Raw genomic sequence first — 25,708 nt, forward strand, 5'->3', positions numbered from 1 at the left:
GTCCAAGCTTACATTTAAGGCTATAGGAGGAGGAGCCTATTATGGAGTAAATTTTTAGATTCATATCGTTGCTGACACATTCCTGCCCATATGGCCCTTCGTATCAAAGCTTTTATATTTTTCTTGGAATGTAGATTTCATCCATCTCGCTAACGACAATTTCAACCCGGTATTTTCAATCCTAAGCCGGCCTTCTTCCCAATAAAAAAATCTGCATACGACATCAAACCGGCGTTTTACCTTACCCAACCCGCTGTTTACCGACCTTTCATTTACAATAGTGCAAATCTTTGTTTCCTTTGAAGCTGCCGACCTTTTAACACTGAATTCTTTTATTATGCGCAAGAACCTCTTTTTTTTACTACCCGTCCTACTTTGGGCCTGCCATCATAAAGCAGATCAGCCAGACACACCGAAGTTACCTGAGAGCAAATACATTTTTACCCCCGTAGCAGAAATGCCCGTATTGCCGGTTACGGATCAATGCAGTTCCGGCACTTGCTGGAGTTTCTCAACAGCCTCGTTCCTGGAAACGGAGATTGTGCGTATTAAAGGCGAAAAGATAAAGCTGTCCGAAATGTATTTTGTCCGGGGTGCTTATCTTTTGAAAGCTCAGAATTATATACTACGGCAGGGAACAGCCCGCTTTACCGAGGGCGGCCTCAATCATGATCCGGTTATAAGCGCTTCAGTCTTTGGACTGCTTCCTGAATCCGGTTACACCGGCCTGATCAATGGCCAGACGCGGCATAACCACTTTAAAATGTTTGAAGAATTGGAAGATTCTGTAAAAAGATATGCGAATCCCTCCAATAAGCTGGGAACAGCATGGAAACAGACGGTACCACATATTTTAGATAAATATATGGGGAGCGTACCCGATTCGTTTCGCTATAACAATAACATGTATACTGCAAAAAGCTTCCTGGCCTATACGAATTTGAACCCTGCCGATTACATCACGATCACCTCGTTTTCAAATGTTCCTTTTTTCAAGCCATTTGTATTAAGTATACCCGCAAACTGGGCCAACCAGCAGTACCTGAATCTTCCGCTGGATGAATTTATCGCCAACATCAACCATGCGATTCATACAGGTTATTCTTTAGCATTGGATATAGATGGCACGGAACCCACATTTCCTTCCGAACAGGGGGTCACTTTGCTTCCTAATGATACCGCAAATAACCGACTTATACTTACTGAATACAGGCCCGAAAAACAGGTAACTCAGCAAATGCGGCAGGACGCCTTTGAAAATTTTCAAACCACCGATGATCACCTGATGCACATTACGGGTCTTGTTCAGGATCAGAACGGGCATCTTTATTATAAATGTAAAAACTCCTGGGGGCCCGGAGCCGGCAGGAATGGCTATATGTATCTTAGCACTGCCTATATAAGAATGAAAGGGATTTCGGTATTACTGCATAAAAAAGGGTTGGCAGATACTACCCGTTTGAAGTTGTCTTTGTAACACACAATTTAGACAGATTAGGACAAGAAGATGCCTGTATGGCTTAAGACGGTATTTAAGAATTTTTCTAACACAGTTCACCGGTTCGAGGACGGTAGAGATAAAAGACTTCGCGATTCATTGCCAACACCGGCGCATTATTAATAGAACGTAAGCAGATAACCGCATGCAGCACCAATAATTATTACCGCCACTGTGGTTATTTTTTTCACAAAAAGAGTTAAACAAAGACAAAGTAAAAGGATAAAGCTGTTTCTCCAATCTCCCAATGTGGTTCGAGTAAGATTAACGCCGACTATGGCGATGACTGCGATAGAAGCAGCACTCAACCCGTCGAGAAACAAGCGTAAGGTTTTGCTCCTACGGGCATAGGATAGCAGCCGATGCAGGAAAAGAGATATAAAGAACGATGGAAGGAATATAGCTGTTGTTGCCAGCACGCCTCCGGACACACCACTAACAAGATAACCTGCAAAAGTGGCACTTGATAAAATAGGCCCGGGCGTAAGTTGTCCAACCGCGATCGCGTCCATCAGTTGCTGCCTGGTCAACCAATGATTTCTTTGCACAAGATCAGCGTCCATATAAGCGAACAATACATAGCCACTGCCATATAAAATTGCACCTATTTTTAAGAAAATAAGAAAGAGCTTTCCCAATGTAAAGTTCGATCCGTCCTGGACAAACAGTGGTAAAAATGGTGCAAGCACCACAGACCTAATGCGATCTCTTGAAGAGTGGAAAAGGCAGTTAACTATGCCTGCCCCAAGGATGAGTAGTATCTCGCTGATCCCTGCTAGACCACCTATAAAAACAAGGATGCAAAGTCCTATTAACCAGTAACTCTTTTTTAATGTGCCGCTCAACCTGAACAAGGTACCGATTACCAATGCTGTTGTAGCCGGACGTATGCCTGATATAAATCGCTGTACATTGGGTAATGCACTATACTGTTTATAAAAAAACGCAAACACAAGACATATTAAGGTGGCCGGAAGAATGTAACAGATACCAGCAGTAATCAATCCTGCGCGACCTCCTCTCTCCTTACCACAATGCATCATAATTTCAACTGAATTGGGGCCGGGAATAATGTAAGATGCACTTAATACATCCATAAAATGCTGGTGGTCGATCCATTTACGCTTTACTACCAATTCTTTTTCGATAGTTGATATCATACCAGCGATGCCTCCGAAGCCTATACATCCAAGTTTGAACGAAATTTTTGCTATTTCCTTTAATGAATCAGACATAATATGTTGATCTGCCAAACATCTTGACAATGTTTTGAATTATGAAAAGCTCTATTAGCGCTGGCAAATATACCAAGACCAGTCTTTTACCTACACACAGTATGCTGTATGATTATGTCAAAAACTGGTACTTTTCGGAACTCGAAAAGGTCAACGATATCACAGGTCATATTTGGGCAGTGTTCGACGAAGAAAGAAAGAACCATTAAGCAGGAAGATCTTTGTGACTTCGTTCAATACGTTCCGAGCGTCAACGGTGAAATCATACTACGTCAATATCAGGGATGGGCTATATTCCATCCGTAATCTTTCTAAGAAAATAAAACCGGGGGACAAAGCCATTCAGCACCTGTCACCCGGTCAATATTCAGCTAAAACGACTTACTTAAAAGCTCTTCCAGTGCTTTTGTCAATCCAGTAACCGGTAAGAGGCCTGTTTCCCGTACCAGCATTTCATTATAATGCTGCTTTTATTTGTTACGGGTCGATGACTTCTTCGCTCGAAGCTGTAGAGTGCGAGCGGAGCGTTGTTGCAGGTTGCGGCCTAGCCCCTGACCGGTATCGTGATTTAACAATAAAGTTGAAAGAAAGCATTGCCCTCCCGGTCAGACGGCAATGCTGATAAAGAAATCCCGTTACACCACGTTATAAATCCTGATATCCGGCTGTCTTTTAAGATAGGGTTTCAGGGCTTCCACTACATCTTTATTGAACAGTTCGCTGGTCAGGTAGGCCTGCGCTGCTTCAACGCTTTCAAAACCATGTAACACCTGTACACCCTGAATATGTACCAGTAGTTCTTTGGATAGTGCGCCCGGGACTGATTCCAGGAAAGATGATCTGTATTTCTGGTATATACCGGCTGCATTTGCCCTGTCGGTCTCGTCGATCTGTAAGGTGATCTGTAAATATGCCTTTGTCATAGTATCAATTTTTTGTTGATCATGCAAAGGTCCGACGCATCAGATTCATGAGAAATGGGCAGAAAGGAAAATGGATGGTAATTTTAGGAAATAGCCTTCCGGAATTCGGTGGGAGATATATTGGTGTGCTTCTTAAAGTACTTTACAAAGTAAGACGGATCATCAAATCCGAGCCGGTATCCAATCTGGTTAATGTTGAGCCCCGAATGTAACAACAAGCGTTGCGCCTCTAATACAATTCGTTCCTGTATTAACTGAGAAGGTGTTTTGCCTAGCGCATGCTGTGTTAAATCAGATAAGGTGCGTGTAGAAACAAGCAGTATACTAGCGTACTCAGAAACTGAATATCCTTTGCTATAATGCTCATCTACCAGGTTTACAAATTTCACGAGCTGCAAGCGCTTTTCATCTAAAACCTGGACCTGCTTATCTCCCTCTGCTTGCCTGCGACGCTGCAACTGAATAAGGAATGCTTTCAAATAAATGCGCAAAAGCTCTTCTTTCCCAAATCCCGCCGTTGCCGCCAGCTCCTCTTTCATCTGTTTTATATAGACATTCAAAAGACCATCCATTCCGTCACCCGAACAGTAAGCGGGCTGATCATAAGGATTGTTAAACAAATTACACTTAAGGCAAAAGTCAGTCTCATTCTCCTGCTGTACAAGGAATGATTCATTGAAATGAATTAAGATACCTTCATAATGGGTATTACTATCAAAATAATGCACCTGATTTTTAGCGATAAAAAAGATAGTATTGTTCGCCACATCGTAGGATTTAAAATCAATGAAATGCTTACCCTTTCCACGCGTGAACCAGATCACCTGGTAATAGCTATGGATATGGGGCCGGGTGGTATCACCGCTGTGCTGGTTGATGTAATGGTTCAAATCATGAAGGGCCAGCTGCGGACGGTCTGGCTGGTACCGGTTAAGATGATACTCATTGATCTTGCTTGCTTTATCTTTTGCCATAGCATTTCCTCTAAATGCACAACCGGATAACTATGCGTTTATGCAAGGCTAAAGTACAAAAAAACAGAGCCGGGTGGGAACTTTGCTTAAAATTACCATTGTGCCGCTGATTGTTACACTATTCGAGTTGTATGTTTACCGAATTTTGCATCTTCATAATCGACTCATTTATTTTTTTTACATGAAATACGAGAAACAAGTAGTTATCATTGGGGGAGGCCTCAGTGGATTAACGCTCGCTTATTTGCTTTCCAAACAAAATATTAAGGCAACTATTTTAGAAGCTGCTCAAAGATGGGGCGGTCGTATACAAACAGTTAGGGGAAAAAATGATACACCTCTCGAGCTTGGTGCCACCTGGTTTTCTGATATGCACCCCAATTTAATTTCTCTCATCGATGATCTGGGCTTGAAACGGTTTCCTCAATTCTCAAAAGGAATTTCTTTATTCCAAACCAAATCGTTTGAACCTCCTCAAGAGTTTTTTGTGCCGGAGGCAGAAACGCCTTCGTACAGAATAGCCGGTGGAACTCAAATGCTTACCGATTCGTTAGTAGCTAAGTTATCTCAGGAGAATCTACAACTTAACACCAAAGCCGTTTCTATTAAACAGACCGAGAGAGCACTTGTAGTGGAAACAGAGGATGGTACGCTCCTATCTGCCAGCCATGTGGCTATTTGCATTCCGCCACAATTAGCCGCCCAAACAATTCGCTTCGATCCGGTACTGCCCTTTAACCTTTGCGAAGTGCTGCCAACAGTTCAGACCTGGATGGCAGGCGCTATTAAATTTGTGCTGGAATATGACACACCCTTCTGGCGCAACAATGGCTACTCCGGTATGTTGTATAGCCACGCAGGGATCATTGTGGAAATGTACGATCATACCAATGCAGAGCAAAACAGGTTCGGATTTACCGGGTTTCTTAACGCATCAGCGGCCGCCTATACTTATGAAGTTCGCAGAGAGTATACTTTAAGGCAATTAACGGAGTTGATGGGAGAAAATGCTTCAAACCCACTAACCTATCATGACAAAATATGGAATGAAGAGTATCTCATTGCCGGCAATCCAATAATCATGCGCCCTCACCAGAACAATGGGCATCCGTTCTTACAGGAAAGTTATATGGAAGACAGGCTTCACTTTTGCAACACGGAAACAGCGACTGAATTTGCAGGATATATGGAAGGTGCGGTAGTAGCAGCTCGGAGCTTATCCGAAAAGATGCCTGCTCAATACAATTAACTGGTGTTGCAAGGTAAACGCTTAACTTTAGAATGTTGACATACCGGTCTAAATGCATTTTCGGGAAGTTTAGACAACTTTACGGGAAAAACCGGCGCCTTCCCCGGCTACCTCCTAACCTACTTTTGTCGTACAACAAACGTAATGAAATCATGAAACCTAAAAATTCAGCATGGCTTCCGGTCTTTGCATTCCCTCTTTTAGTTTCGGCATGCAACAAGGATAATGAAAATATGCCGCAAACATCGGCAGCCACCATCACTATAGAGAATGTTTTAGATTCCCGGCCACTGGTGGAATCGGGGACTTTTAAGAATAATGGCGCATCGCCATTGATTGTGCCGGGCGAATCTGTATCTTTTCAATTTTCAGCTGCCAAAGGACAAGCATTGACGTTTGCAACAATGTATGGCTGGTCCAATGACCTCTTTTTTGCACCTGCAAATCCGGGAATAGAACTGTATCAGGATAACGGCACTCCCATTGAAGGCGAAGTGTCTTCTCAAATCAGGCTATGGGACAATGGTACCCGGATCAACCAGATGCCGGGCGCTTCTGTTTCGCATCCCGGTACCGCGTCGGGCGCCCAAAACGTCACTGAAGTGAACGGAACAGACGCTCAGGGCAATAGCTATGCCAGTGCTGCTTCTTTAATGAAGGTAAGCTTGCACTATGAGGGAAATTCAACCTTCACAGTGACTATTACCAATACCTCGGGATCGACATCCAATCCAACCCCTTTTAGTCCTGGTGTTTGGGCGATCTCGTATATCGCCGGAGGAAACCTGCTGTACCCCAACCCTCTTTATGAAGCAGGCAAACCCACCGCCAATGGGTTGACAAACATTGCTGAAATGGGCGACAATAGCGTTCTCAGCACCTACCTAACCGGACAAACAGGCATCTTCACTCCTTTATCGCCCGTGCTGGTAGTAGTCTATAGTGGCAGCGAAAACCCAATCTATAAAACCGGCCAAATGGATCAGGGCAAAGGGTTGAAGGAGCTTGCTCAGAAAGGCGATGCAAGCGGATTGGCAGCTTATCTGAAGACCGTTCAAGCTGTGAAAGAAGTATATATTCTGCCTGCTGCAAGCACCACAGTCCTACTCCCGAAAGTTGGAGGTCAAGCTGGCAGTAGTGTTTCTCAATCAGTAAATGTTACCCAGGGTGATCGCATAGCAATTGCAACGATGTATGGATTTTCCAATGACTGGTTCTTTGCCTCAAAAGACAACGGTGTAGATGCAATGCAGAAAGGCGACGTTTCATCCTCAATAGGCTTATTCGACAATGGCACCGCAATTAACCAATTTCCCGGTGCAGGTATTACACAATTTAATTTATCTGGAACCCCTTTGGAAGAAAACAAAGACATTGAAGCCGTACCTAACCCCAATGCTTTTACGACGCTGCCGGCAATATCTCAGATAATTAAAGTTACCCTTAATTAACTTCAGGCGGGAAGTATGGACTCAATGTCATACTTCCCGCTTTCATTAATCATTTGGCAATAAATACAGATCAAAAATTAAAATGAACGCAATGCTTAAACATATCACTATAGCTATCTGCCTAGTCTTTTCGATGGGTGTAATTCACGGCCAGGAAATAAACAACTCATCAGCATCATCCACGACGGTGCACGGTGGCGAAGGTAAAGAAATCCAGTACGTCATTCCTCAAAAACCCGAGGATATTAGCCCATTGTTAATTGGAGAAAAAATACCTATGGCCATGCTGCCCGATGCTTCAGGCAAGCAAGTTGATCTAAATAAAATGGTTTCGGAAATGCCGACAATCTTAATATTTTATCGGGGTGGGTGGTGTCCATATTGTTCCAAGCAACTTGCAGGTCTGCAACAAGCAGCACCGCAACTGAAAAAACTAGGTTATCAATTAATTGCCGTTAGCACGGACGCACCCGGAGGTTTGGCCGAATCCGTAAAAAAAGAGAGCCTGGGCTATACTTTGTTGTCGGATGCAGATCTGGATCTTTCTAAGAAATTTGGAATCGCATTTAAAGCTCCGAAAGGGTACTGGGACATGTTATCAAAAACAACGGAGGCGAAAAACAAGGATATGTTACTTCCCGTTCCATCCGTATTTATCCTGGATCGAACCGGCGTTATTCAATTTGAATACATCAATCCTGATTTCAAACAGCGGCTTAACCCCGAACTTTTAAAAACCGTTGCTACCACCATTAAAAAAGATATTAAGTAAAGATTATGGAGAATACCAAGGTCTTTTCAAAGTGGGTGTCGATGGCCCTGTTTTTGATAATAACGGGAACATCAACAATATCCTTTTGTCAAATCGAAAAATCCGGACAGGAGCTTGCGAAACCCAGGGAGATTAAATTTGCGGATGGAAAATGGAAAGATATCGCAGCCAGGGCAAAAAAAGAAAATAAATACATTTTTGTAGACGCTTTTACTACCTGGTGCGCACCGTGCCGGCAGCTTAAAGAGGTTACGTTTAAGGACGAAGCTGCAGCAGCTTATTTCAACACCCATTTTATCAACTACACTGTTGACATGGAAAAAGGCGAAGGAACAGACTTAGCAGAAAAATGGATTGTCAATGAATATCCTACGCTGTTATTCTTTTCCCCGGAAGGTGACCTGATCAAAAAACAGATTGGCTATATAGATAGCAATAAGTTGATTAATCTCGGCAAAGAAGTGCGGACAGAAGGCAGCAAGAAATGATTTCTTAAATTTAACAAGATGGAAAAGTGGAGTTTAAAAGGTAAGAAGGCATTGGTAACCGGTGGGTCGAAAGGGATTGGAGAAGCGGTGGTCAGGGAACTTAGATTTGGGTGCGGAGGTTTTATTTTCTGGTAGAAATGTAGAGATTGCGGCGGCAATTGCGTTTTTGGCCATGGATAAAGCATCGTTTATTACCGGCCACAACCTGGTCGTTGATGGTGGAGTGACGATCAGTGCACTTTGACAGCGGGAGGCATTCATCATCCACCCGGGTTATCCCGTCAGAAATAACACTAGATATGATCAAAGAATATAGCGAAAACTCGACATCGGCGCGTTTTGTCATGCACAGTGGCAATAAATTCTTCGGAGGCCATGGCCTAAGTAGGCTCAGTACGTACCCCATCAATACTTTTGTTTACAATAAGGGGGCAGCTCAGCAAGTCGTTATAGACGAAATAACCTACACAATGCCCGGAGGCTGTATTCTCCCCCTGGTTTCCAATCAGCATTTCCGATTTAAACATCCCGAAACCTTGACTGCATGGCAGTTTAATCGTGAATTTTACTGCATCGTTGAACACGATACCGAGGTCGGCTGTGTAGGCTTTCTCTTTTATGGAATCAGGCATCCCATGTTCATCATGCTGGATAAGGATGAAACGGAGGAAATGTTGCATCTTGAAAAAGTGTTTTCTAGTGAGATGGTGATAAAAGACAATTACCAGGGAGAAATGCTGCGCACGTTGCTAAAACGAGTTATAATAAAAGCGACCAGGATGGCTAAGGCTCAATGTGAGAGTTATTCGGAATTTCCGGACGAAAGAATGGATATCATCAGGAAGTTCTCCTTGCTACTGGAAGGCAATTTTAAAGAACAGCATGAGGTTAAGTTTTACGCTGCTGCTCTTAACAAGTCACCAAAAACGCTGAGCAATGTCTTTGCGCTATTAAAACAACGGCCGCCGTCGGTCCTGATTCGAAACCGAATTATACTGGAAGCCAAACGGTACCTGTATTACACGGAAAAGTCTGCGAAAGAAATTGCATTTGAGCTAGGGTTTGAAAGTCATGCGCATTTTAGTAAGTTTTTCAAAGCTTACTCGGGGACAAATATTTCAGAATTCAAGAATCAGCGATAATGTTTGTTAACGAACAAAACGGGGGCATGAAATAATTTCTTGTAGTTGAGTGAGTAATAAACAATTACCTAAGCGCTGGAAAATTAAAAAAATAAGATGAAAAACGTAATCAAAATATTCAGCCCCAACCAAAAAGCTTATGATAGCTGGGCGCCTGCCATCCTGCGAATTGTCGTTGGATTCGGCTTTTTTGCGCATGGAATCGCGAAGATGATTAAGGGCCCCGAAGGCTTTGCAAAACTATTGAGCCAGATAAAAGTCCCTGCACCGGAAGTTTTGGCCTGGATGGCGATTACAGTCGAAGTTCTTGGGGGATTGGCGCTCATTCTTGGAATTCTCGTAAGCATAGTATCGATACCATTAATTATAACCATGCTTACTGCGTTATTTACGATCCATTACAAATTCGGATACAGCTCCGTAAAAACCATCAGCCTGGATGAAAATGGGCCAAAGTTTGGCCCTCCCGGATACGAGATTAATTTGCTTTATATCGCCACACTGTTGATCTTGATAGAATTTGGGGCAGGTAAGTTGTCGGTTGACTCTTTGACAGTCAAACGTAACGGGGCCAGAGAAGAACCGCTCCAGCCGGATATTCAGGATTGCAATTAATGGTAATCAAAAAATGTCAATACAGGCTATATCAACTTTTCCAAGCAATAATATTCCGATTGATCTTGCGAATGGCCCAGTTGAAGCTACTTACACTGTAGCGGACAGGAAAATTATTTGAGGCAGGCCAATAAGTTCCGCTTCATTTACCTGTTCACCCATCAGGTCAAACCACTTTGTTTGCGGATTAAGTAGTAACAGTTCAGGCCCTTCAGCTTCTTCGAAATGCCTGAACTTCCCGCGTTTCAGAATCCGAAGATTTTTATCCTGTACACTTTTGCGAAGGAAAAAGTCGCCATCTGAAATATCAGTTTTGACACCGCTGCGCTTTTGCAGGTCGCTTTCGAAGCTCATGAGTTTTTACCCATCGTTTGTCAGGCTCTCCCACTATCTCTTTCAACAGAAGCTTTACTCCTGCGAGTAGTACAAGCTTAAAATCTGCAAGATCAGAGAGTACTATTAACCGATTAGCTGAATTTGATTGGTTTTGTACGCCGGTAGGGAAAATTGAATGATCATCTTTCATGTTATTTTATAAGTTCAAAATTGAAAGACGATGAGGCTTGTAAATCACAACCTATACGAGTGGGGTATGATGGAAACGAAAGAAGCCAGCCTCCTGGCCACTAGTTTTGAACCGGTGAAAGCCCGGCATGAAGGCCGGGCTTTTTAAGATGTATTTATACGCTGATACTATTCCCGTTCGCGATAAAGGGTGCCTGTTGCCTATATTGCCCGTTCTGCAACAGGGCAATGGCAAACGGGCCAACCGGCCGGCGCTGATCTGTTCGCCCGGATAGTCTGCAAGGCTTACTGCAAGCAGACCTTCTTCATTGCTTTGTGCAATCATAGGTAACCGCATCATCGTCCAGTCTACGCTACTGTTACTTAATACCTCGTACTCCACTTGTTTATCAGCCGTGGTCTGCGGATAACAGGTTTTCATCCACTCTGTAGCTGCTTGTACACGGTCGCTTTTATAGTCGGCAGGCGTGTCAACATTTAAACCTGTGGTTACGATGTACCGGCCAATATTATATTGCTGTATGGCAGCCAGTACATTGCCGGTAGCCTGGCTGAAGATAGGTGGTTCGCCCGCGGGCTGGCCCAGCATACTGATTACGGCATCGCAACCTTGTAACAACCGCAATATAGCATCGCCATTTCTGGCATCGCCCTGCACGACGGTTGCCAGCGGGCTCTTGATATCAAACGTTGGGGATTGCGTAACAGGATGCGAAAAGGAATTTCCTGCCTGATGAGTTCCCGGGTCAGGTACTGGCCTGATTTGCCGGTTCCGCCGATTACGGCGATCTTAGAAATAGATATCATGAGTTTTGTTTTATAAATAGGAATAATAATCTCCGGGACACCTGCGGGTATGGCCGTGTCTTATACAAAAGCTGTTAATAGCTTTTGTTTCGGGTAGCCATATATTTATAAAACAATTTGAATGCTGTAAAGCTAGTAAAAAATCCCGGATGCTGGCTGTAAAACAACAGGGTTAATAGACAAAACCGCTCAAGCCGGTCGCGGGTATATAGGGATACTTGTTGCAATTCCTCCTTTTCCTTGTTCTTACCCCGCCTGCAGCCTGCTCTCAACTCCTGACATGCCTTCGATAATTTTTCTTCATCTACTTCAGCATAAATTTTGGTCGTGCTATATTTTTATGTCCGGGCAATGCTTTGACAGTTTCCATAGGAACCTGGTTCTTTAAGGTAACAGTTGTAGCAAATGTATGACGCGCAAAATGAAATGTAAGTTCTTTAAGAATGCCGCAAATCTCTTGAATAATCTTTAAAGAGGGTCACTATTTTTTTCAAAAGTCGATGCTAAATATTGTTTCCGTTTACATACAAAATGATTTAATTCCTGATGATTAAAATCGCTCTCCGAAACACAATTATTGATTAAAACATCAGTTCAAATAGCGTCAAACTAATTAAAAAAACAGAATATTCTCAAATGGTAATCAAATAATTGGACCATCTTCTCATTATGAAGCAGACGGATATTTTTTTCAATTCTCCCGATCCGATATTTTTTCATTTTTTTGGCCTGGCCCGGCCGCAACCGGCAAAACCGGCCACAAAAAAAGCCCACAAAAATGTGAGCTTTATTATTTTTAGTCGGGAAGACAGGATTCGAACCTGCGACCCCCTGGTCCCAAACCAGGTGCGCTACCGGCCTGCGCTACTTCCCGGATCCGCTACGCTTTATGCGAATGGGTTGCAAATGTAAAGGAAATATTTTTAATAATCAAAGAGAACGGTAAAAATTATTGAATAATTCTTACCGGGCAGAAAAAACCGGCTCCTTCTCTAAAAGACGCTGCAATAGAATGCTTTGATTGGTGGCTCTGACAAGATTATGCCCGGGATAACGGGCTCCATAGTATACATCATTATTGATATAGTCGGTAATGAAACGTAATGCCTGCATGTAGATCATAAATTTACCGGCATAAAAGAAATATTGTTTTTCTGTATCAGTAAGCTCAGTCTCCATAAAAGTTTTGTAACCATTTACTATAGCGAAGTAAAATTCTTCCCTGATCTCTATTTTACTATAGTCTTTTTCCTCTTCACTAACCGGACATAAATAGGTGCGCATCATATCCCCTACATCACTTATAAAATAACCAGGCATTACTGTATCCAGGTCAATCACACAAAGCCCTTTATTTTCTTCATCAAATAACACATTACTGATCTTGGTATCATGATGGGTTACCCGTAATCTAAATGCATTATCATGAAGTATATGATTGTACTCATCAACAATATGAGCCTGCTCTTTTAACTGTTGAACCAGACCGGCCACTTCTGCTATCCGCGCCGCATTGCCTTTCACCAGTGCCTCTAAAAACTGATTGTACCGTAAAGCCAGATCATGAAAAGCAGGGAGGGTAATATTAATTGAATGAATATCCATTCCCGATAGCACACGGGTAAATTGACCAAATTGAGCTGCAGCTTCAAAAGCCTGCTGAGGTGTCTGTACTACATCTATGGTATGACTACCGCTTACGAAAGGAAACATCCTGTAATAGCCATCTTCGACACAAACAATACTGTCACCGGCCAAGGTTTTGCAGGGTGTAGTAAAAAAATAAGAGGTATTAATTTTTGCCAGATAAGCTCCTATTTTCTCAATATTTTCTGCTATAAGCAAAGGGTTACTAAAAACAGCTTTATTGATTCGCTGAAGAATATACCTGTCACCCTCCTTTTTTACAAGGCAGGTGTCATTAATAAGGCCGTTCCCAAAGCGTTCGATGGTATAGCTATCTCTATTAAAACCATAGCTGGCAAGCACACTATGCATGATATCCATATCTCCGGTTACATTTCAGATAAAGGTATACTATACAGAGATAGTAAAATTGCGCAAACGATTGTATAAGTTTAACATCAGCTATATACCAGCGAAACCGGCACTTCAACCTGCTCAAATGATGCCTGGGAAGCGCCCTCCAATTGCTTTTTATTGAGAATATCGATTAGCATGTTCATAGCAGTTTGCCCCTGTTGATACGGGAACTGATCCAACGATACAACCGGTGGATAAGCGGCATGTTTATTGGCAGATATGTTCGCATAACTGGCGAAAAGGATATCCTCGTTAACAACTACGCCTTTCTGCAAAGCAAACTTAACCGCATCAAGGTGTACATAGTCGTTAAAACTAATGATAGCATCTGGTGGTCTTTTTAAGTTCAGCAGCTTATTCACAGCAAGTTGGGTGCCTGCCTCCGACAAATCTGTTTTCTCTACCATCTGCATATCAATCTTAAGCTTCTTTTTAGACACCCCATCCATATACCCTTTTAAACGTTCCCGGCTGGCAGCAATTTCATCGGGGCCGTTAATAAAAGCAATACGCTTTCTCCCCTGCCTGAACAGCCATTCAATCATTTGTTCCGTACCCTTGTATACACTGCAAAATACTTTGCTGGCCCTTTCAAAAGGCGGTACCCGGTCGAAATATACTACGGGTATATTATACTTATCCAATGCCTCCAGGTGATTGTATTTATTGGTTTCTTTTGAAAGTGAGATCAGCAATCCGTCTATACGCTGCTTTACCATTGCTTCTATCACCGTCTGCTCCTTGGTTATGCTGTCGTGACTTTGCCCGAATAATATGGTATATCCGTGCTCCATCGCCACATCTTCAATGCCGCTGATACTTTTGGAAAAAAAGTCCTCAGCAATGAGTGGAAGAATTACCCCAATTACAAAGCTTTTCTTTTGCTTAAAGAAAATGGCTTTAGGATTAGGCTCATAATTCAACTCTTTTGCGAGATTCTGAATGGCTTGCTTCGTCTTCAAACCGATTCTCGGATGATCGTTTAAAGCCCGGGAAACCGTTGATACAGAAACATTCAATCTTTTTGCTATTTCTTTTATAGTAGGTATATCACTCATAAACAGGACGGATGACTAGACACAATAAAGATAGAAAAAAACTAAAGGTTCCAACAATAAAAAACGATCCCATATCCGTCAGCGTCCACAGCATTAATCTGTCAGAAAAAAACAGGCACTTATCCATTCCATTCTTTGGAATGGCATTCTTTTGGTAATTACTTCCTAAAAAGCAATGCCCGAAGGTCCATCTATCATCATTCTTAAAGAGCTGGTTACTCCGTTTGCCGGACAAAAAGTTATAGCCGTATCCGGCAATAGTACTCTACCCATTGACCGGGCCACAGGAAAAAAGATCATTGACTTTAAAAGCTGGGGAAAGCATTTCCTTATTTGTTTTAAAGATTTTAGTATTCGTATTCACTTCCTCCTTTTTGGCTCTTACCGTATTAATGAAGAAAAAGAGGGCACGCCCCGACTGCGGCTAAGCTTTAAAAATGGCTTTATTAATTTTTATGCCTGCTCGGTAAAAATAATTGAAGAGCCGCTTGATGATACCTATGATTGGAGCGCAGATGTAATGTCAGAAGACTGGGACCCAAAGAGTGCGCGAAAAAAATTAAAAAGAGCACCTGCTATGCTTGCCTGTGATGCATTGTTAAACCAGGATATTTTCTCAGGATCAGGAAACATTATCAAAAATGAAGTGCTCTACCGTACCAAAATACATCCGCTCAGTAAAATTGGTAGTTTACCACCCCAAAAGTTGAGCGAGTTAATTGATGAGGTGCGGAATTACAGTTTTGATTTCCTGAAATGGAAGAAAGCGTATGTGTTAAAAAAACACTGGCTTGCGCATACCAAAAAAACATGCACCCGCTGCAAAGGCCCTATGCAAAAGGAGTACCTTGGAACAACCCGGCGGCGAACCTTTTTTTGTCCCGTATGTCAAAAGCTTTACGACTGATACATGAGGTTGGCTATGGGGATCAAAGACAAAACCACCTGTTTTAGGTCCTGCAATTACGACCGCTTTGACGCCCGCCACGGTATAATAGCACCCAGCATAATGGCAATGGCTATACCAACCACCAGGCCAGTGGCTTTTGAAGTAATAAAAGCCAATACCAGCATTAGCACCGACATAAACAGCAGGGAAAAACTGATCATCTTTAAACCAAATACATTTTGCTTTTTAATAGCCAGCCTCTCTTCTGCGTCTATTTGCACCGCGGCTGCTTTTTTTGCCGCTTTGTACGCCAGGTACTCATTATAATCGGCGCTGGTGGCTATTTTTTTCCTGGCCCATAATTCATAAATCACTAACATTACCAGTGGCAATAATACACCCAACAGCATCTCGTTGGCCCGAGAAAGCTTATAACCGTTGATCAACGGCAGGAGCATTTTAAATACAAGATTGATGGTGAGTGATACAGAAGTTATACAAAGGGTGGCTTTTCCGCTAAGACGTTTAGAGACTAAAGCCCATATAGGTGGCAATAACAGCGGCCCGCCGGTTATAGCCCCCACACTTAAAGTAAACTCTACGATACCTCCAATATAGGGCACTCCCAAAGCAATCACTATCATGAATAAGCCAAAAAACCAGGAAGAGGCCCGCGCTACAAACATCAGTTTCCTATCGCTGGCCTGGGGATTGATAGAGCCTTTATAGATATCATTGGTAAATACAGCCGAAACCACATTCAACGCCGTGTTAGCCGATGCCGATGTAGAAAAGTACATACCCGTTAACATCAGACCTAACAAACCCGCCGGCAATACCTGCTTGCACACCATGATGTAAGCATTCTCGGCATCAATGCCATTTAAGCCAGGGTTTATAACCTGGTAAGTCATGGGGGGAAGCATCCATAGTATAGGGCTCAGTATATACAAGGCGGCAAAAAGGTAAGCCACTTTAGAAGCGCTTTTAGGCGCATCCACACTGGTATAACGCTGCACAAAGGTCCAGTTGCCACCTATATAAAAAATATGATAGATGGCAAATGCAAAGATGAAGCCCCAGGTATACTCCCCGTTAGTCAAACTGAAAAAATCTTCCGGCGCTTTGGCCAGAAAACGATCTATTCCTCCTACTTCGTTAAACACCAATGGCAAAATAATCAATACAGCGGCCGTAAGCACCACAAATTGTAAAATATCTGTTACCATCACGGCCCAGAGCCCGCCCACTGCAGTATAAGAGATCATTAATATACCCAGTATGATGGTAACCGGTACCAAAGGATAATCGAGCGATGCAGACACCAGTTTCGACACAGAGTATAATACGGAGCCCTTAATAAATACCGATACAATAGTAAAAATGTAGATGTAGATCTTCTGCACTTTACTACCCAATCTTGCTTTGATAAACTCTGCAGCTGTCAGGTTACCTGTAGCCTTCCACCTGGGAGCCAGGTAAAGGCCGGTAATCAGGGCGCCAATACACATAGTCCACTGGATGGTAACCGCTACCCAACCATGTTGATAAGCAATGGCTCCCCAGGCTACAAATGTACCTGCCGAAAAAAAGCTCATAAACAGCGAAAGGCCACCTATAAACCAGGGAACAGATTCCCCCCCGGCAAAAAATGATTTCAGGTTTCTGCCGGTTTTAGAAAAGCTAATTCCCACCAGCAGTATAAAAACAGAAAATACGATTACGACAATTGTATCAGTCATTGTTCAATATATTTATGCATAACACCTTATTGAAAAAACAGAAGCAGCAACCTGCTCCGAAGGATGTTCCAATACCACTTTAAGCTTTGTAGTAATAACAGGTTCATCCAGGATAATTTCATTAATGGTATGAAAATTACCTTGCCTCTGGTAAATCTTATTACCCTTATCATCCTCAATATAATAGTTCCTCACACAAAAAGGCATTACTGTTTCAGGATGTGTCATTAAAACCGACTCCATGGGGTGATCGGTATCGGTATCAAAAACCAGATGGATTTTCTTAATTGATTGAGGCTCTTCCCAGGATAATTGCAAAGCGGGTTCCGGGTCTGCGATATCCGCTACCCAGGCGTTGGGCTGTATGGTAGGGCGATTGACCCCATTCCTGATATTGCCGGTATTAAAAGAAATAACCGTATCCAGCTGTAATGCCAGGTTATGCCCTTCGGGGCGTCTCTGCGGGCACCAGAATTCGAAACTATCTACCGCCGACCCTGCAGGCGCTTCCTGCTTCCCGTGATTGGAGACGGCTTTATTGGTTCCATTAAATACTGATACCATCCCGGTAATACGTTGTGTAGAATAAGCCAGTTGCAGCTGCTCATTGGCCTGAAAACAAATAAAGACATACTGATCCTTATCGATAATGGTATCAAAATCAAGCTCCATATAATGAGCGCCCTGATCTACACCAATTTCAAGCTCCTTTAATGTCAGGTCGGGAGTAAAAGATCCATACCGGCTACTGATCCTTAATGCTGCTTTTAACACGGTTCTTTCAAAAGCATGCACCAATAAATTGGAAACGGGCACTTTGCCGGCCTGTACAGGCAACATTTGCGCTGCAGATACCGACAAGGTTTTAAGCTGGTATCCTTCTTCATTGAAACCTACAAATTGCAAATCTGAACTGGCCCTTATATCACTGTGCTGCACCAGGTCATCAGCATCATCCAGGAGTAATCCCGGAATAAATTGTCCTGTGCGAATCAGTTGCATTTGCAATTCCGGCAGAAGACTGTCATTAAATAAAGCCGCTGGCATTTTATGATATCTTAGACACAGCGCTGCTGCTACCGCAACAGCCTGCGCCGCATAACCACAGGTGGCCATTACTCTGGTAGCTCCGAAAGCTACATGACTTACACTAATAATACGGCCCGCCAGGAACAGGTTTTTAATATTACGGCTATACAAACAACGATAGGGTATTTGAAAAACACCTTTGCTGTGCCATTGATTACAGGGCGACCGGTTGCTGAATACGCCATCAGCAGGGTGCAGGTCGATGGACCACCCTCCATATGCTACTGCATCTTCATGTACCCTCTGTTCTATCAGATCCATTTGAGACAATATATAATCTCCTTCAAACCTGCGACTCTCGCGTTTGCCCGGGATCATACCTACCCACTCCAGCGTATAGTTCGCCGCTTCCGGAAAATTGCCGGAATTTTTAATATAATCCCAAACCCCGTAGATCACTTTCCATAACTCCCATTTTATTTTTTCGGTATCATGAACGGTATCCAAACGTCCACCATATTCTACCCACCACAACTTACATCCATGCTCACGTGCATTGAAACTTTTATAGCGTGGCACATTAGCCTGTACATCCATCGCAAAAGAAGGCGCGGAAAAATGCACGGGCTTGCCGGTATCCTTGGTATAAAAATATAAAGAGTGTCCAAGCAGTTCTCCATAACTTAAGTCCGGCGCCATAGGCTCGTTAAATTCTTCCCGACTCTCCGCTCCCATCCTAAAAGCAGCTCCTGCCAGGAAGCCCAGTATACCGTCCCCGGAAGCATCACAAAACAAAGGTGCGCCGATCAAATATTCGGTTGAATTCTGACTACAAAAAGCCTTAACACTTTCAATTTTATCATCACTCACTTTTACCACTTCATATACAGCAGTGTTGAGCAGCAACTGAATATTGGCCTCCTGCATCACCTTATCTAAAATGATCATATCGAGTATAACAGGATTTCCCTCCGGGTTTCTATACGTATTCTCAACCAGTATTTCATCTATCACACCGCCCTCCCTGCTCCACCGGTTATTATTACCCAGGTGAGAAGTAGCACCTAATATCCACAAACGCACTTCACTAGAGGCATTACCACCTAACACCGGCCGGTCTTGTACCAGTATTACCTGGAGCCCCTGCCTTGCAGCGGTTATTGCCGCGCACACGCCCGACATGCCGCCACCAATGATAGCCAGATCGGCCCGCTTCTCTTCTGCTTTTAAACTTCTTTTATTTTCTCCCTCTTTACGTATCATTCTATTTTCTTTATGTATTGTATTTATGATTTATCTACCTAACTCCGTTTCCTTTGATTGCACCTGTTTTCCATCTTTACCGGTTAACTGCAGGTGAAAACGGATGGGCAAGTCCATCTCCACCGGAACCGTAAATTCGAATGGATATTCTTTTTTTACCATCTCTTTAGGAGATGCTCCGTTAATACGATATACCAGTTTTGCTGAATTCCATTTAGTATCATCGTCCTGCAGGAAAACATAGAGCCGGCGTGCATAAGTGCCCATTGTAAATAACAGCGCTTTTGCATTTCCTTCAGCGATCACGGCATAGTCGGTAGTGCTCCCAGCCTTAGCCCCCAGTAGCTGATCCTGGAAACCTTTGGGAATATCAGCTCCTGGAATCGCTATCGCTGCTATGCCTGATGCAGGCACCATAAGTTGAAAAGAACTATCCTTTAATGCCTGTACCTGCCCGAGCGGTGACAATAATTTCACGGCTGCCTGTTTGGACAAAGCAACCCTGGATGGATTAACAGTAACCCTGGTAGTAACCGGTTTTAAGGACTGGTTCATAAAGGCGAGCAGCAACGTATCTCCCTTTTTTGCACTGATATAATTCAAGGCGATATCATCCGTCTTTAAAAGCCGGGAGGGCATCCATAACTGAGCTTCCCCTAAAGAAAAAAACAAGCCTTTTGCAGCGCCATAAAATTTGTTTTGGAGATAAGCATATCCTTCAATATACTCGCTGGGGAAATCGATCTGCCCGTTACTTTTTACAAAAGCATCGGTTACCAGGTAATCCATAAACATAGATGCCATGGGCAGTATATGGTTATAGTGAAATGAGTTCACGCTTTGGTCTTTATGCCGGTGGAGGGGAAAGTTTACTTTTTCATATGCTGTTGTTCTTTCGGTATTCATATGATAACCAGGGAAGCTTTCCGAACGCCCGACTACAGCAGCTTTGGCAACATTCATCAAAAAGCTGTCTTGGGTATAATACCCGATCCTTAACAACCAGGGCGCGTAATTGGACATAAATATGCCCCTGTGCCCTGTTGAAGTGCCGGAGGATTCGGATGTAAGCCCCATTTCAGAAAGACGCCAGGCCGGTACTTTTTCTTCAGGATAATACATTTGCCGATGCCCTTTCGATTTCAGGTACCAATACATGGGAGCTTTACCACCTTTATTCACTGTAACAAGGGTATCAGGGATTCGCGGTCCCATCCAGGTAAATAAAGTGTAATGCCGCGCGCCATCGTGTGCTGCATCGAGATAACGCTTTTCACCCGTCAACTCATATAATTCCAATAATGCAGACCAGTTATTGGTAAACGTAGGCCAGAAAAAGTTAGAGCTCACCATGGGATCACCAAATTGCTCCATTTTTTTCTCTACCCTGTCTGCCAGGTATTGATCCGCCAATTCCATGCTTAGCTTCAGGTAAGATGAATCGGATGTGAGCCTGAACATAAACATGGCATTGATCCAGTTTCTTCCTTTTTGCTTTTCATCCAGGTTCCGGACACGGGCCCCGCCAAATTCTTTTTCAGCCATAAGGGGATAAAAAGAATGGGTGCGACCGAGAAGATTATATAGGACCTGTAATTCGGACAAGGGTGCAATGGGTCCTTTTAATTTCCTGGAAGGTGATTGTATTTTCTGCGTACTATCGAGTGTAAACAAAAATTTTTCCCTTGACAACATAAACTCCATTAAAGGATATGCTCTCGTTTCAAACATATCTTTATCATCTCGTATCAAAGCCAGCTCCATTGGATTCAGGCTCGACACATTTTTTACCGCGCCGGGCACATCTGTTGAATAAGCAAAGCCTTTTAAACTGTCGATAAACCAGGCGTAATGTGTTTTCGAATAATCAATCAGGTTATCCAATGTTGTATTCATGGATACCGTTGCATTGGTACGATAGTCCCGGAATCCCATTTTTTCTTTAGCCAGCTGCTCATAAGTATGGGTGATATCAAGAGGCTTTACAATAAGGCTTACAGAAAATGAAAATCGGTTGCCCGCATTCATATGCGAGCCGGCTCCGCCCATAACGGGAGCAAACACCTGCGGCTGCAGCTTTCCCGCATCATTACACAACGCAATACCAAACTGGCTGTTCTCCAAAAGAGGCAGCGGCTGAAAAGGCAGGTGCCGGGGATCAGCCATTACACCGATCGAATGATGACCATCGTTTACCAACGTGGTGGGAAGCGTTGCCATGAAAGAGGGAGTCATATAAGGCTGTTGCGGGGCTCTTTTCTCAGTCCAGATTAATGGCTGCCATAGTTCTGCCACCTGACCCTTATCCAAAGAAGGCGCGCCGATATAGCCTACGCTATAGAAACCGTCTTCTTTTGGCGTTAATACAAAATGGATCTGAATATCACTTCTTGTTTTTTTTATCCATGCTTTAAGCACAAACAACGGGTTTTCCGGGAATAAGAGTAGCGTTGAATCGAGCGTTACTATTACTTTATTGGCCGTTAAAAAAAAGCTGGTTCCCGAGCGATATATATTGGCTGTCCTGTTCTCATTTTTACTCCTTAATATCTTATCATCAAATCCATCGCCGGCAACAGCTTCACTCACTTTTTGCTGCACATAGTCCGCGTTGGCAGTATCCGTAGTTTTCCAGGTAGGCACATTGTAGGAAACTTTGGCTATCCCCGCAGGTTTCAATGCCAGAGCAGGGTCTGCAGAATTAAACAAGACCATGAACCGCGGTAAAAAATCATAGGCCTGCCCGCCTGATGTAATAGTTACCCGTCCATCCTTTTCTATTGGCGATTGTGCCAATACCGGACCATAAACACAGGTGATCACTGCAAAAAAAAGTATAACAACTGGCTTCATTGTAAAACAGGCTAAGGATTTAAAGATTTACTTTTGATCAAGCTGTCACGACGCGATGACCTGGTTGCAGCATTACCTGTTAGCCGCAATAACCAACCACCATGGGGTGCCAGCTTCAATGACAAAGATGTTAGATCTGCAGAAGGGATAGCAGCAACACTAAAGCGATTATCCTTGTCGGTTATATGAGTAGCTTTATACTTCGACAATTGCTTTATAAAAGAAAGGTCAGGATCAATAACCAGTTCCTTATCCTGCCCATTGATTGCCGCTACGTACCAATCATTACCACTTCTCTTTGCAATGACAGCACAGCCACCAATCTGGCTTTGCGAAAGCACAATACTACTATCCCAGGTGGCAGGAAGATCACGGATAAAGGGAACGATGGCTTTATACAACGGATCATTTACCAGTTTGACGGGATTTTCAGCTATACATTGAAAAGGTGACTCCAGCAAATACAAAAGTGCCAGCTGATGAGTCAGGGTTGTAGGTCCCTTATTGCTGAAGAAACCTGGCGTATAGTCAGCCGGTCCCACCATAAACCTTGTAAAAGGCAGGGCTGTATTATGCCACGCGGGAATAGGCTCATTCATTATATTCAACTCCACCCCCCTCACGCCTTCTCTAGTCATTTCATTAGGAAAAGTCCGGAACTCACCGGTGGACGCATGGCAACCGTGAAAGTTGACCATCAGATTTTTACGCGCTGCTGCCTTCAGGAAATTAATTTCAAAATCAATAAGCTCCTTTGCTTCACTGTTCATAAAATCTATTTTGATGCCCGCCACACCCAGGCGACTTAATGTATCCAGGAAGGCATTCCGGTAAACGGAATCTCTGAGAAATTTTGAATCCTTCCAAACCCACAATTGAATATTGTTCTTTTTACCATACGCCACCAGATCATTCAATACTTCCCATTTGTTTACCCAGGCCTGTTCCCATCCGTCATCAATTAATGTATAATCATAATGAAGTTGAGCAGCTGCATCTATGATCTTTTTTTCATTTGCGGGATCCAGGTAATTTTCATCGCGGCTAATCCAGCTCCAGGCGCTCTTTCCCGGTTTGATATAATTAGTATTTTTAAATAGCTTTTTATCCGGTGCAGGATTTAAGGCAGCCACGACACACTGGTTGGCTAATCCGTCCAGGTCGGCCGCCCAGCCAATCACCCTCCAGGGCGTGAAAGATCCGGCCGGACTGTTTACATAAAAACCGGCTTCACCCTCTGTAAAGTCAACCAGGAGACTGTTTTTCCTGGCCCTGAGTCGCATGCCGCTGTAGTTGTATAATGCAGCCTCCGTTATAAACAGGTATTGCGGGCCAGGTAATTGTACAATCAATGGCTTACCCTGAACCGGACCGGTCGGAGAAATTTTATCAAGGCTATCCAAACGGGTTTGTTGCCATAAACCTGCATAGGATTTCAACTTCCAGTTATTGGCACGTTCAAAAAACCAAACGGGGCGGTTACCTTCCAAAACAAAACTGGTTTGTTCGCCTGTAATATAAAGCTGTCCCTTCGGTAAATGATAACGAAAAGCACAACCGTTGTCAAATACAGCAAACTCAATGATTGCTTTCCCCAACCTTACCTGGTATCTTTTGTAGGAGATAGCCCGTTCTCTATAATTATTTTTAAGAAGGTTTAAAGATACCTGCACATCGCCGGTTTCAATAAGCTCTGGTAAAGCTTTGGGATTTATCAAAGGAAGGCCAGCAATGCTCAGGCCTAAATCAGAATTATGTATCAGCGGCTGAGCATCTTTCAATACCGTATAAAAAGCGCCTTGTTCATTTTTAATTACCTGCACTATTAAAGAGCCGGAAGGGCTTTCAAGTGTTAATCGTTGCTCTGTACTGTGGCCGGTAATTGATGTGGTAAGTATTATAGCAATGCTTAAGACGACGACACGCACCATACGACGGGCATGAAATATACAGGCAGCGTCTAACAAACGCTTGAATTTTATAAAACTATATATCCAGCCTGCATGTTTCATTGTATACCTGTTGTTTTCCGATGCCGGTACAAAAAAAATTTTCATTATAGTTGAAATGTGATGGTACGGGAAGCAAGGGTTCTTCTGCCATCTGGCCTGAAGTCGAATGCATAGTATAACCGGATCTGCTGTCCTCCTTCAACACTACTTACTCCTATGATTGCCGGGTACCAGGCTTTTGGTCCGTCTTGCAAGAGCAATTTTGGATTTTCCCAGGTTTCTGCATTGGAGCTTGCAGAAATATATAATTTACCATCCCACCCATGCCATATCATTATAAATTTATTCAGGTAGGTATTCCAGTGAACAGAAGGATTAGAGCCAGGATTCATTGTAAGCGGAGATAGCGCGGTTTGTTTGCCTCCCAGGCCAGGTTCTGAAAACGACCCATTATACCATTTTTTCCAGGACCCTACGTAGCCGTTCTGGTCGGACGAAACAGCCATACAAATAGATGTAACCCCGGTAGCAGGTGTGTAGTAACAATAGTATTTATTATTTAAGTGATTATAAATTACAGCTCCATCTCCCAGTCCTGACCAGGACGGTGTTGCGGGTTTATCCACCTCATGTTTTAATATCTGGTAAGGTGCGCCCCAGGATCTTCCACTGTCGCTTGAATAGGCAACTCCAATAGATTTATAAGCATACCACCCTTGGGTAGTTCTGGGATACCAGTGCGTTTCCGCATGAAAAAAACCCGCTAAGCGACCGTCATTTAACTGTCTCACCCCAATAAACCACATGCCCCCGTCATTAAAACCATTAGAGGTGCCGTTATTAGGCTGATTACCTCCAAATACAGGAGTTAAAGGGTTCAACTGACCTAAATGATTTTCTAATAGCGGAGAATTGGCTACCGTTCTGTAATTGCGGTATCTGGCCCAAAAGCCGTAGTACTGGTTACCCAGTTTGATTAAAGGAATGGCGCCATCGGTATAATACCCGCTATCAGAAGGGGGAAATGTGCTCTGGGATAAAACGGAACGATCTCCCAATGTAAAACTCCAACCGGCTGTCAAAGATGCCTTCTTCAATCCAGGATTATCTTTTACAGGGCTGTCATATTTACTACATGAATTCCAGTAAGAAAGTAGTGGTAAGGCAAATAAAACAAATGAAAATTTAATCATGTGAAAA

At 43.2% G+C, this 25,708-nt stretch carries 23 protein-coding genes and 1 tRNA gene; 10 read left to right on the forward strand and 14 right to left on the reverse strand.

Translation table 11 applies throughout. The annotated features are described in order from the left end of the window. Positions 1–337 precede the first annotated feature (337 nt). Positions 338–1,477, forward strand: a complete 1,140-nt coding sequence (locus tag U0035_RS05530; RefSeq protein ID WP_114789040.1) for a C1 family peptidase — start codon at positions 338–340, stop codon at positions 1,475–1,477. A gap of 140 nt (positions 1,478–1,617) precedes the next feature. Here U0035_RS05530 and chrA read toward each other — a convergent pair whose 3' ends face one another. Next, entirely contained in the window at positions 1,618–2,733 is a 1,116-nt protein-coding gene (gene chrA / locus U0035_RS05535; RefSeq protein WP_114789041.1) for a chromate efflux transporter, read from the reverse strand. Positions 2,734–2,774: 41 nt separating this feature from the next. Here chrA and U0035_RS05540 point away from each other — a divergent pair, with 41 nt between their 5' ends. Continuing rightward, entirely contained in the window at positions 2,775–2,942 is a 168-nt protein-coding gene (locus U0035_RS05540) for a hypothetical protein (RefSeq protein WP_162817730.1), read from the forward strand. A 426-nt stretch (positions 2,943–3,368) separates the two neighbouring features. Here U0035_RS05540 and U0035_RS05545 read toward each other — a convergent pair whose 3' ends face one another. Continuing rightward, positions 3,369–3,656, reverse strand: a complete 288-nt coding sequence (locus tag U0035_RS05545; protein WP_114789042.1) for a hypothetical protein — start codon at positions 3,654–3,656, stop codon at positions 3,369–3,371. Positions 3,657–3,739: 83 nt separating this feature from the next. Further along, complete coding sequence (locus U0035_RS05550) at positions 3,740–4,630, reverse strand: AraC family transcriptional regulator (protein WP_114789043.1); 891 nt, start codon at positions 4,628–4,630, stop codon at positions 3,740–3,742. Between the two features lie 181 nt (positions 4,631–4,811). Here U0035_RS05550 and U0035_RS05555 point away from each other — a divergent pair, with 181 nt between their 5' ends. The 7 genes from U0035_RS05555 to U0035_RS05580 all read left to right on the forward strand — a co-directional run bounded on the left by U0035_RS05555 (position 4,812) and on the right by U0035_RS05580 (position 10,347). Then, on the forward strand, positions 4,812–5,879 hold the full coding sequence (locus U0035_RS05555; RefSeq protein WP_114789683.1) for a flavin monoamine oxidase family protein: 1,068 nt from the start codon (positions 4,812–4,814) through the stop codon (positions 5,877–5,879). A gap of 152 nt (positions 5,880–6,031) precedes the next feature. After that, entirely contained in the window at positions 6,032–7,330 is a 1,299-nt protein-coding gene (locus U0035_RS05560) for a spondin domain-containing protein (protein WP_114789044.1), read from the forward strand. Between the two features lie 91 nt (positions 7,331–7,421). Next, positions 7,422–8,102 (forward strand): peroxiredoxin-like family protein, encoded by a 681-nt coding sequence (locus U0035_RS05565; protein ID WP_245957556.1) that lies wholly within the window; start codon positions 7,422–7,424, stop codon positions 8,100–8,102. A gap of 5 nt (positions 8,103–8,107) precedes the next feature. Next, positions 8,108–8,590 carry a thioredoxin family protein gene (locus tag U0035_RS05570; protein ID WP_211316321.1) on the forward strand — a complete coding sequence of 161 codons (483 nt, stop codon included), beginning with the start codon at positions 8,108–8,110 and terminating at the stop codon, positions 8,588–8,590. A gap of 172 nt (positions 8,591–8,762) precedes the next feature. Continuing rightward, the gene (locus U0035_RS22905; protein ID WP_394365415.1) at positions 8,763–8,834 is read left to right on the forward strand and encodes a hypothetical protein; all 72 of its coding nucleotides are present in this window, start codon (positions 8,763–8,765) and stop codon (positions 8,832–8,834) included. A 55-nt stretch (positions 8,835–8,889) separates the two neighbouring features. Beyond that, positions 8,890–9,732, forward strand: coding sequence for a helix-turn-helix domain-containing protein (locus U0035_RS05575; RefSeq protein ID WP_114789045.1), 843 nt, complete (start codon positions 8,890–8,892; stop codon positions 9,730–9,732). Positions 9,733–9,828: 96 nt separating this feature from the next. Then, a complete protein-coding gene (locus U0035_RS05580; RefSeq protein ID WP_114789046.1) occupies positions 9,829–10,347 on the forward strand; it encodes a DoxX family protein in 519 nt (172 codons plus the stop codon). Between the two features lie 90 nt (positions 10,348–10,437). Here U0035_RS05580 and U0035_RS05585 read toward each other — a convergent pair whose 3' ends face one another. The 6 genes from U0035_RS05585 to U0035_RS05610 form a co-directional block, all read right to left on the reverse strand. Continuing rightward, positions 10,438–10,701 (reverse strand): hypothetical protein, encoded by a 264-nt coding sequence (locus U0035_RS05585; protein WP_114789047.1) that lies wholly within the window; start codon positions 10,699–10,701, stop codon positions 10,438–10,440. Positions 10,702–10,924: 223 nt separating this feature from the next. Continuing rightward, on the reverse strand, positions 10,925–11,491 hold the full coding sequence (locus U0035_RS05590) for an NAD(P)H-binding protein (protein WP_327138728.1): 567 nt from the start codon (positions 11,489–11,491) through the stop codon (positions 10,925–10,927). Further along, the gene (locus U0035_RS05595) at positions 11,467–11,679 is read right to left on the reverse strand and encodes an NmrA family NAD(P)-binding protein (protein ID WP_211316324.1); all 213 of its coding nucleotides are present in this window, start codon (positions 11,677–11,679) and stop codon (positions 11,467–11,469) included. Before U0035_RS05595 ends, U0035_RS05590 begins: the two co-directional genes overlap by 25 nt. 800 nt (positions 11,680–12,479) lie before the next feature. After that, a tRNA-Pro gene (locus tag U0035_RS05600) sits at positions 12,480–12,553 on the reverse strand. Positions 12,554–12,642: 89 nt separating this feature from the next. Beyond that, positions 12,643–13,686, reverse strand: a complete 1,044-nt coding sequence (locus U0035_RS05605; RefSeq protein ID WP_245957560.1) for a phosphotransferase enzyme family protein — start codon at positions 13,684–13,686, stop codon at positions 12,643–12,645. A 77-nt stretch (positions 13,687–13,763) separates the two neighbouring features. Further along, the gene (locus tag U0035_RS05610; RefSeq protein WP_114789049.1) at positions 13,764–14,780 is read right to left on the reverse strand and encodes a LacI family DNA-binding transcriptional regulator; all 1,017 of its coding nucleotides are present in this window, start codon (positions 14,778–14,780) and stop codon (positions 13,764–13,766) included. 175 nt (positions 14,781–14,955) lie between these two features. Between U0035_RS05610 and U0035_RS05615 the strand changes: the two genes are divergently transcribed. After that, positions 14,956–15,687: an endonuclease gene (locus U0035_RS05615; RefSeq protein ID WP_114789050.1), complete on the forward strand. Its 732-nt coding sequence runs from the start codon at positions 14,956–14,958 to the stop codon at positions 15,685–15,687. Positions 15,688–15,743: 56 nt separating this feature from the next. On the opposite strand, the gene U0035_RS05620 is transcribed toward U0035_RS05615, so the two are convergent. Genes U0035_RS05620 through U0035_RS05640 form a run of 5 tightly spaced genes read right to left on the reverse strand, consistent with a single transcriptional unit; the run spans position 15,744 to position 25,701 of the window. Beyond that, complete coding sequence (locus U0035_RS05620) at positions 15,744–17,411, reverse strand: sodium:solute symporter family protein (protein ID WP_114789051.1); 1,668 nt, start codon at positions 17,409–17,411, stop codon at positions 15,744–15,746. 12 nt (positions 17,412–17,423) lie between these two features. Next, positions 17,424–19,703: an FAD-dependent oxidoreductase gene (locus U0035_RS05625; protein ID WP_114789052.1), complete on the reverse strand. Its 2,280-nt coding sequence runs from the start codon at positions 19,701–19,703 to the stop codon at positions 17,424–17,426. Between the two features lie 30 nt (positions 19,704–19,733). Next, positions 19,734–22,556: a glycoside hydrolase family protein gene (locus U0035_RS05630; RefSeq protein ID WP_211316325.1), complete on the reverse strand. Its 2,823-nt coding sequence runs from the start codon at positions 22,554–22,556 to the stop codon at positions 19,734–19,736. 11 nt (positions 22,557–22,567) lie between these two features. After that, positions 22,568–24,613: a glycoside hydrolase family 97 protein gene (locus U0035_RS05635; protein ID WP_245957561.1), complete on the reverse strand. Its 2,046-nt coding sequence runs from the start codon at positions 24,611–24,613 to the stop codon at positions 22,568–22,570. Continuing rightward, on the reverse strand, positions 24,613–25,701 hold the full coding sequence (locus U0035_RS05640; protein WP_114789053.1) for a hypothetical protein: 1,089 nt from the start codon (positions 25,699–25,701) through the stop codon (positions 24,613–24,615). The genes U0035_RS05635 and U0035_RS05640 overlap by 1 nt, the downstream gene beginning before the upstream one ends. Positions 25,702–25,708: the final 7 nt, after the last annotated feature.

It is taken from the genome of Niabella yanshanensis (genome assembly GCF_034424215.1).
In the GTDB taxonomy this organism is placed as follows: domain Bacteria; phylum Bacteroidota; class Bacteroidia; order Chitinophagales; family Chitinophagaceae; genus Niabella; species Niabella yanshanensis.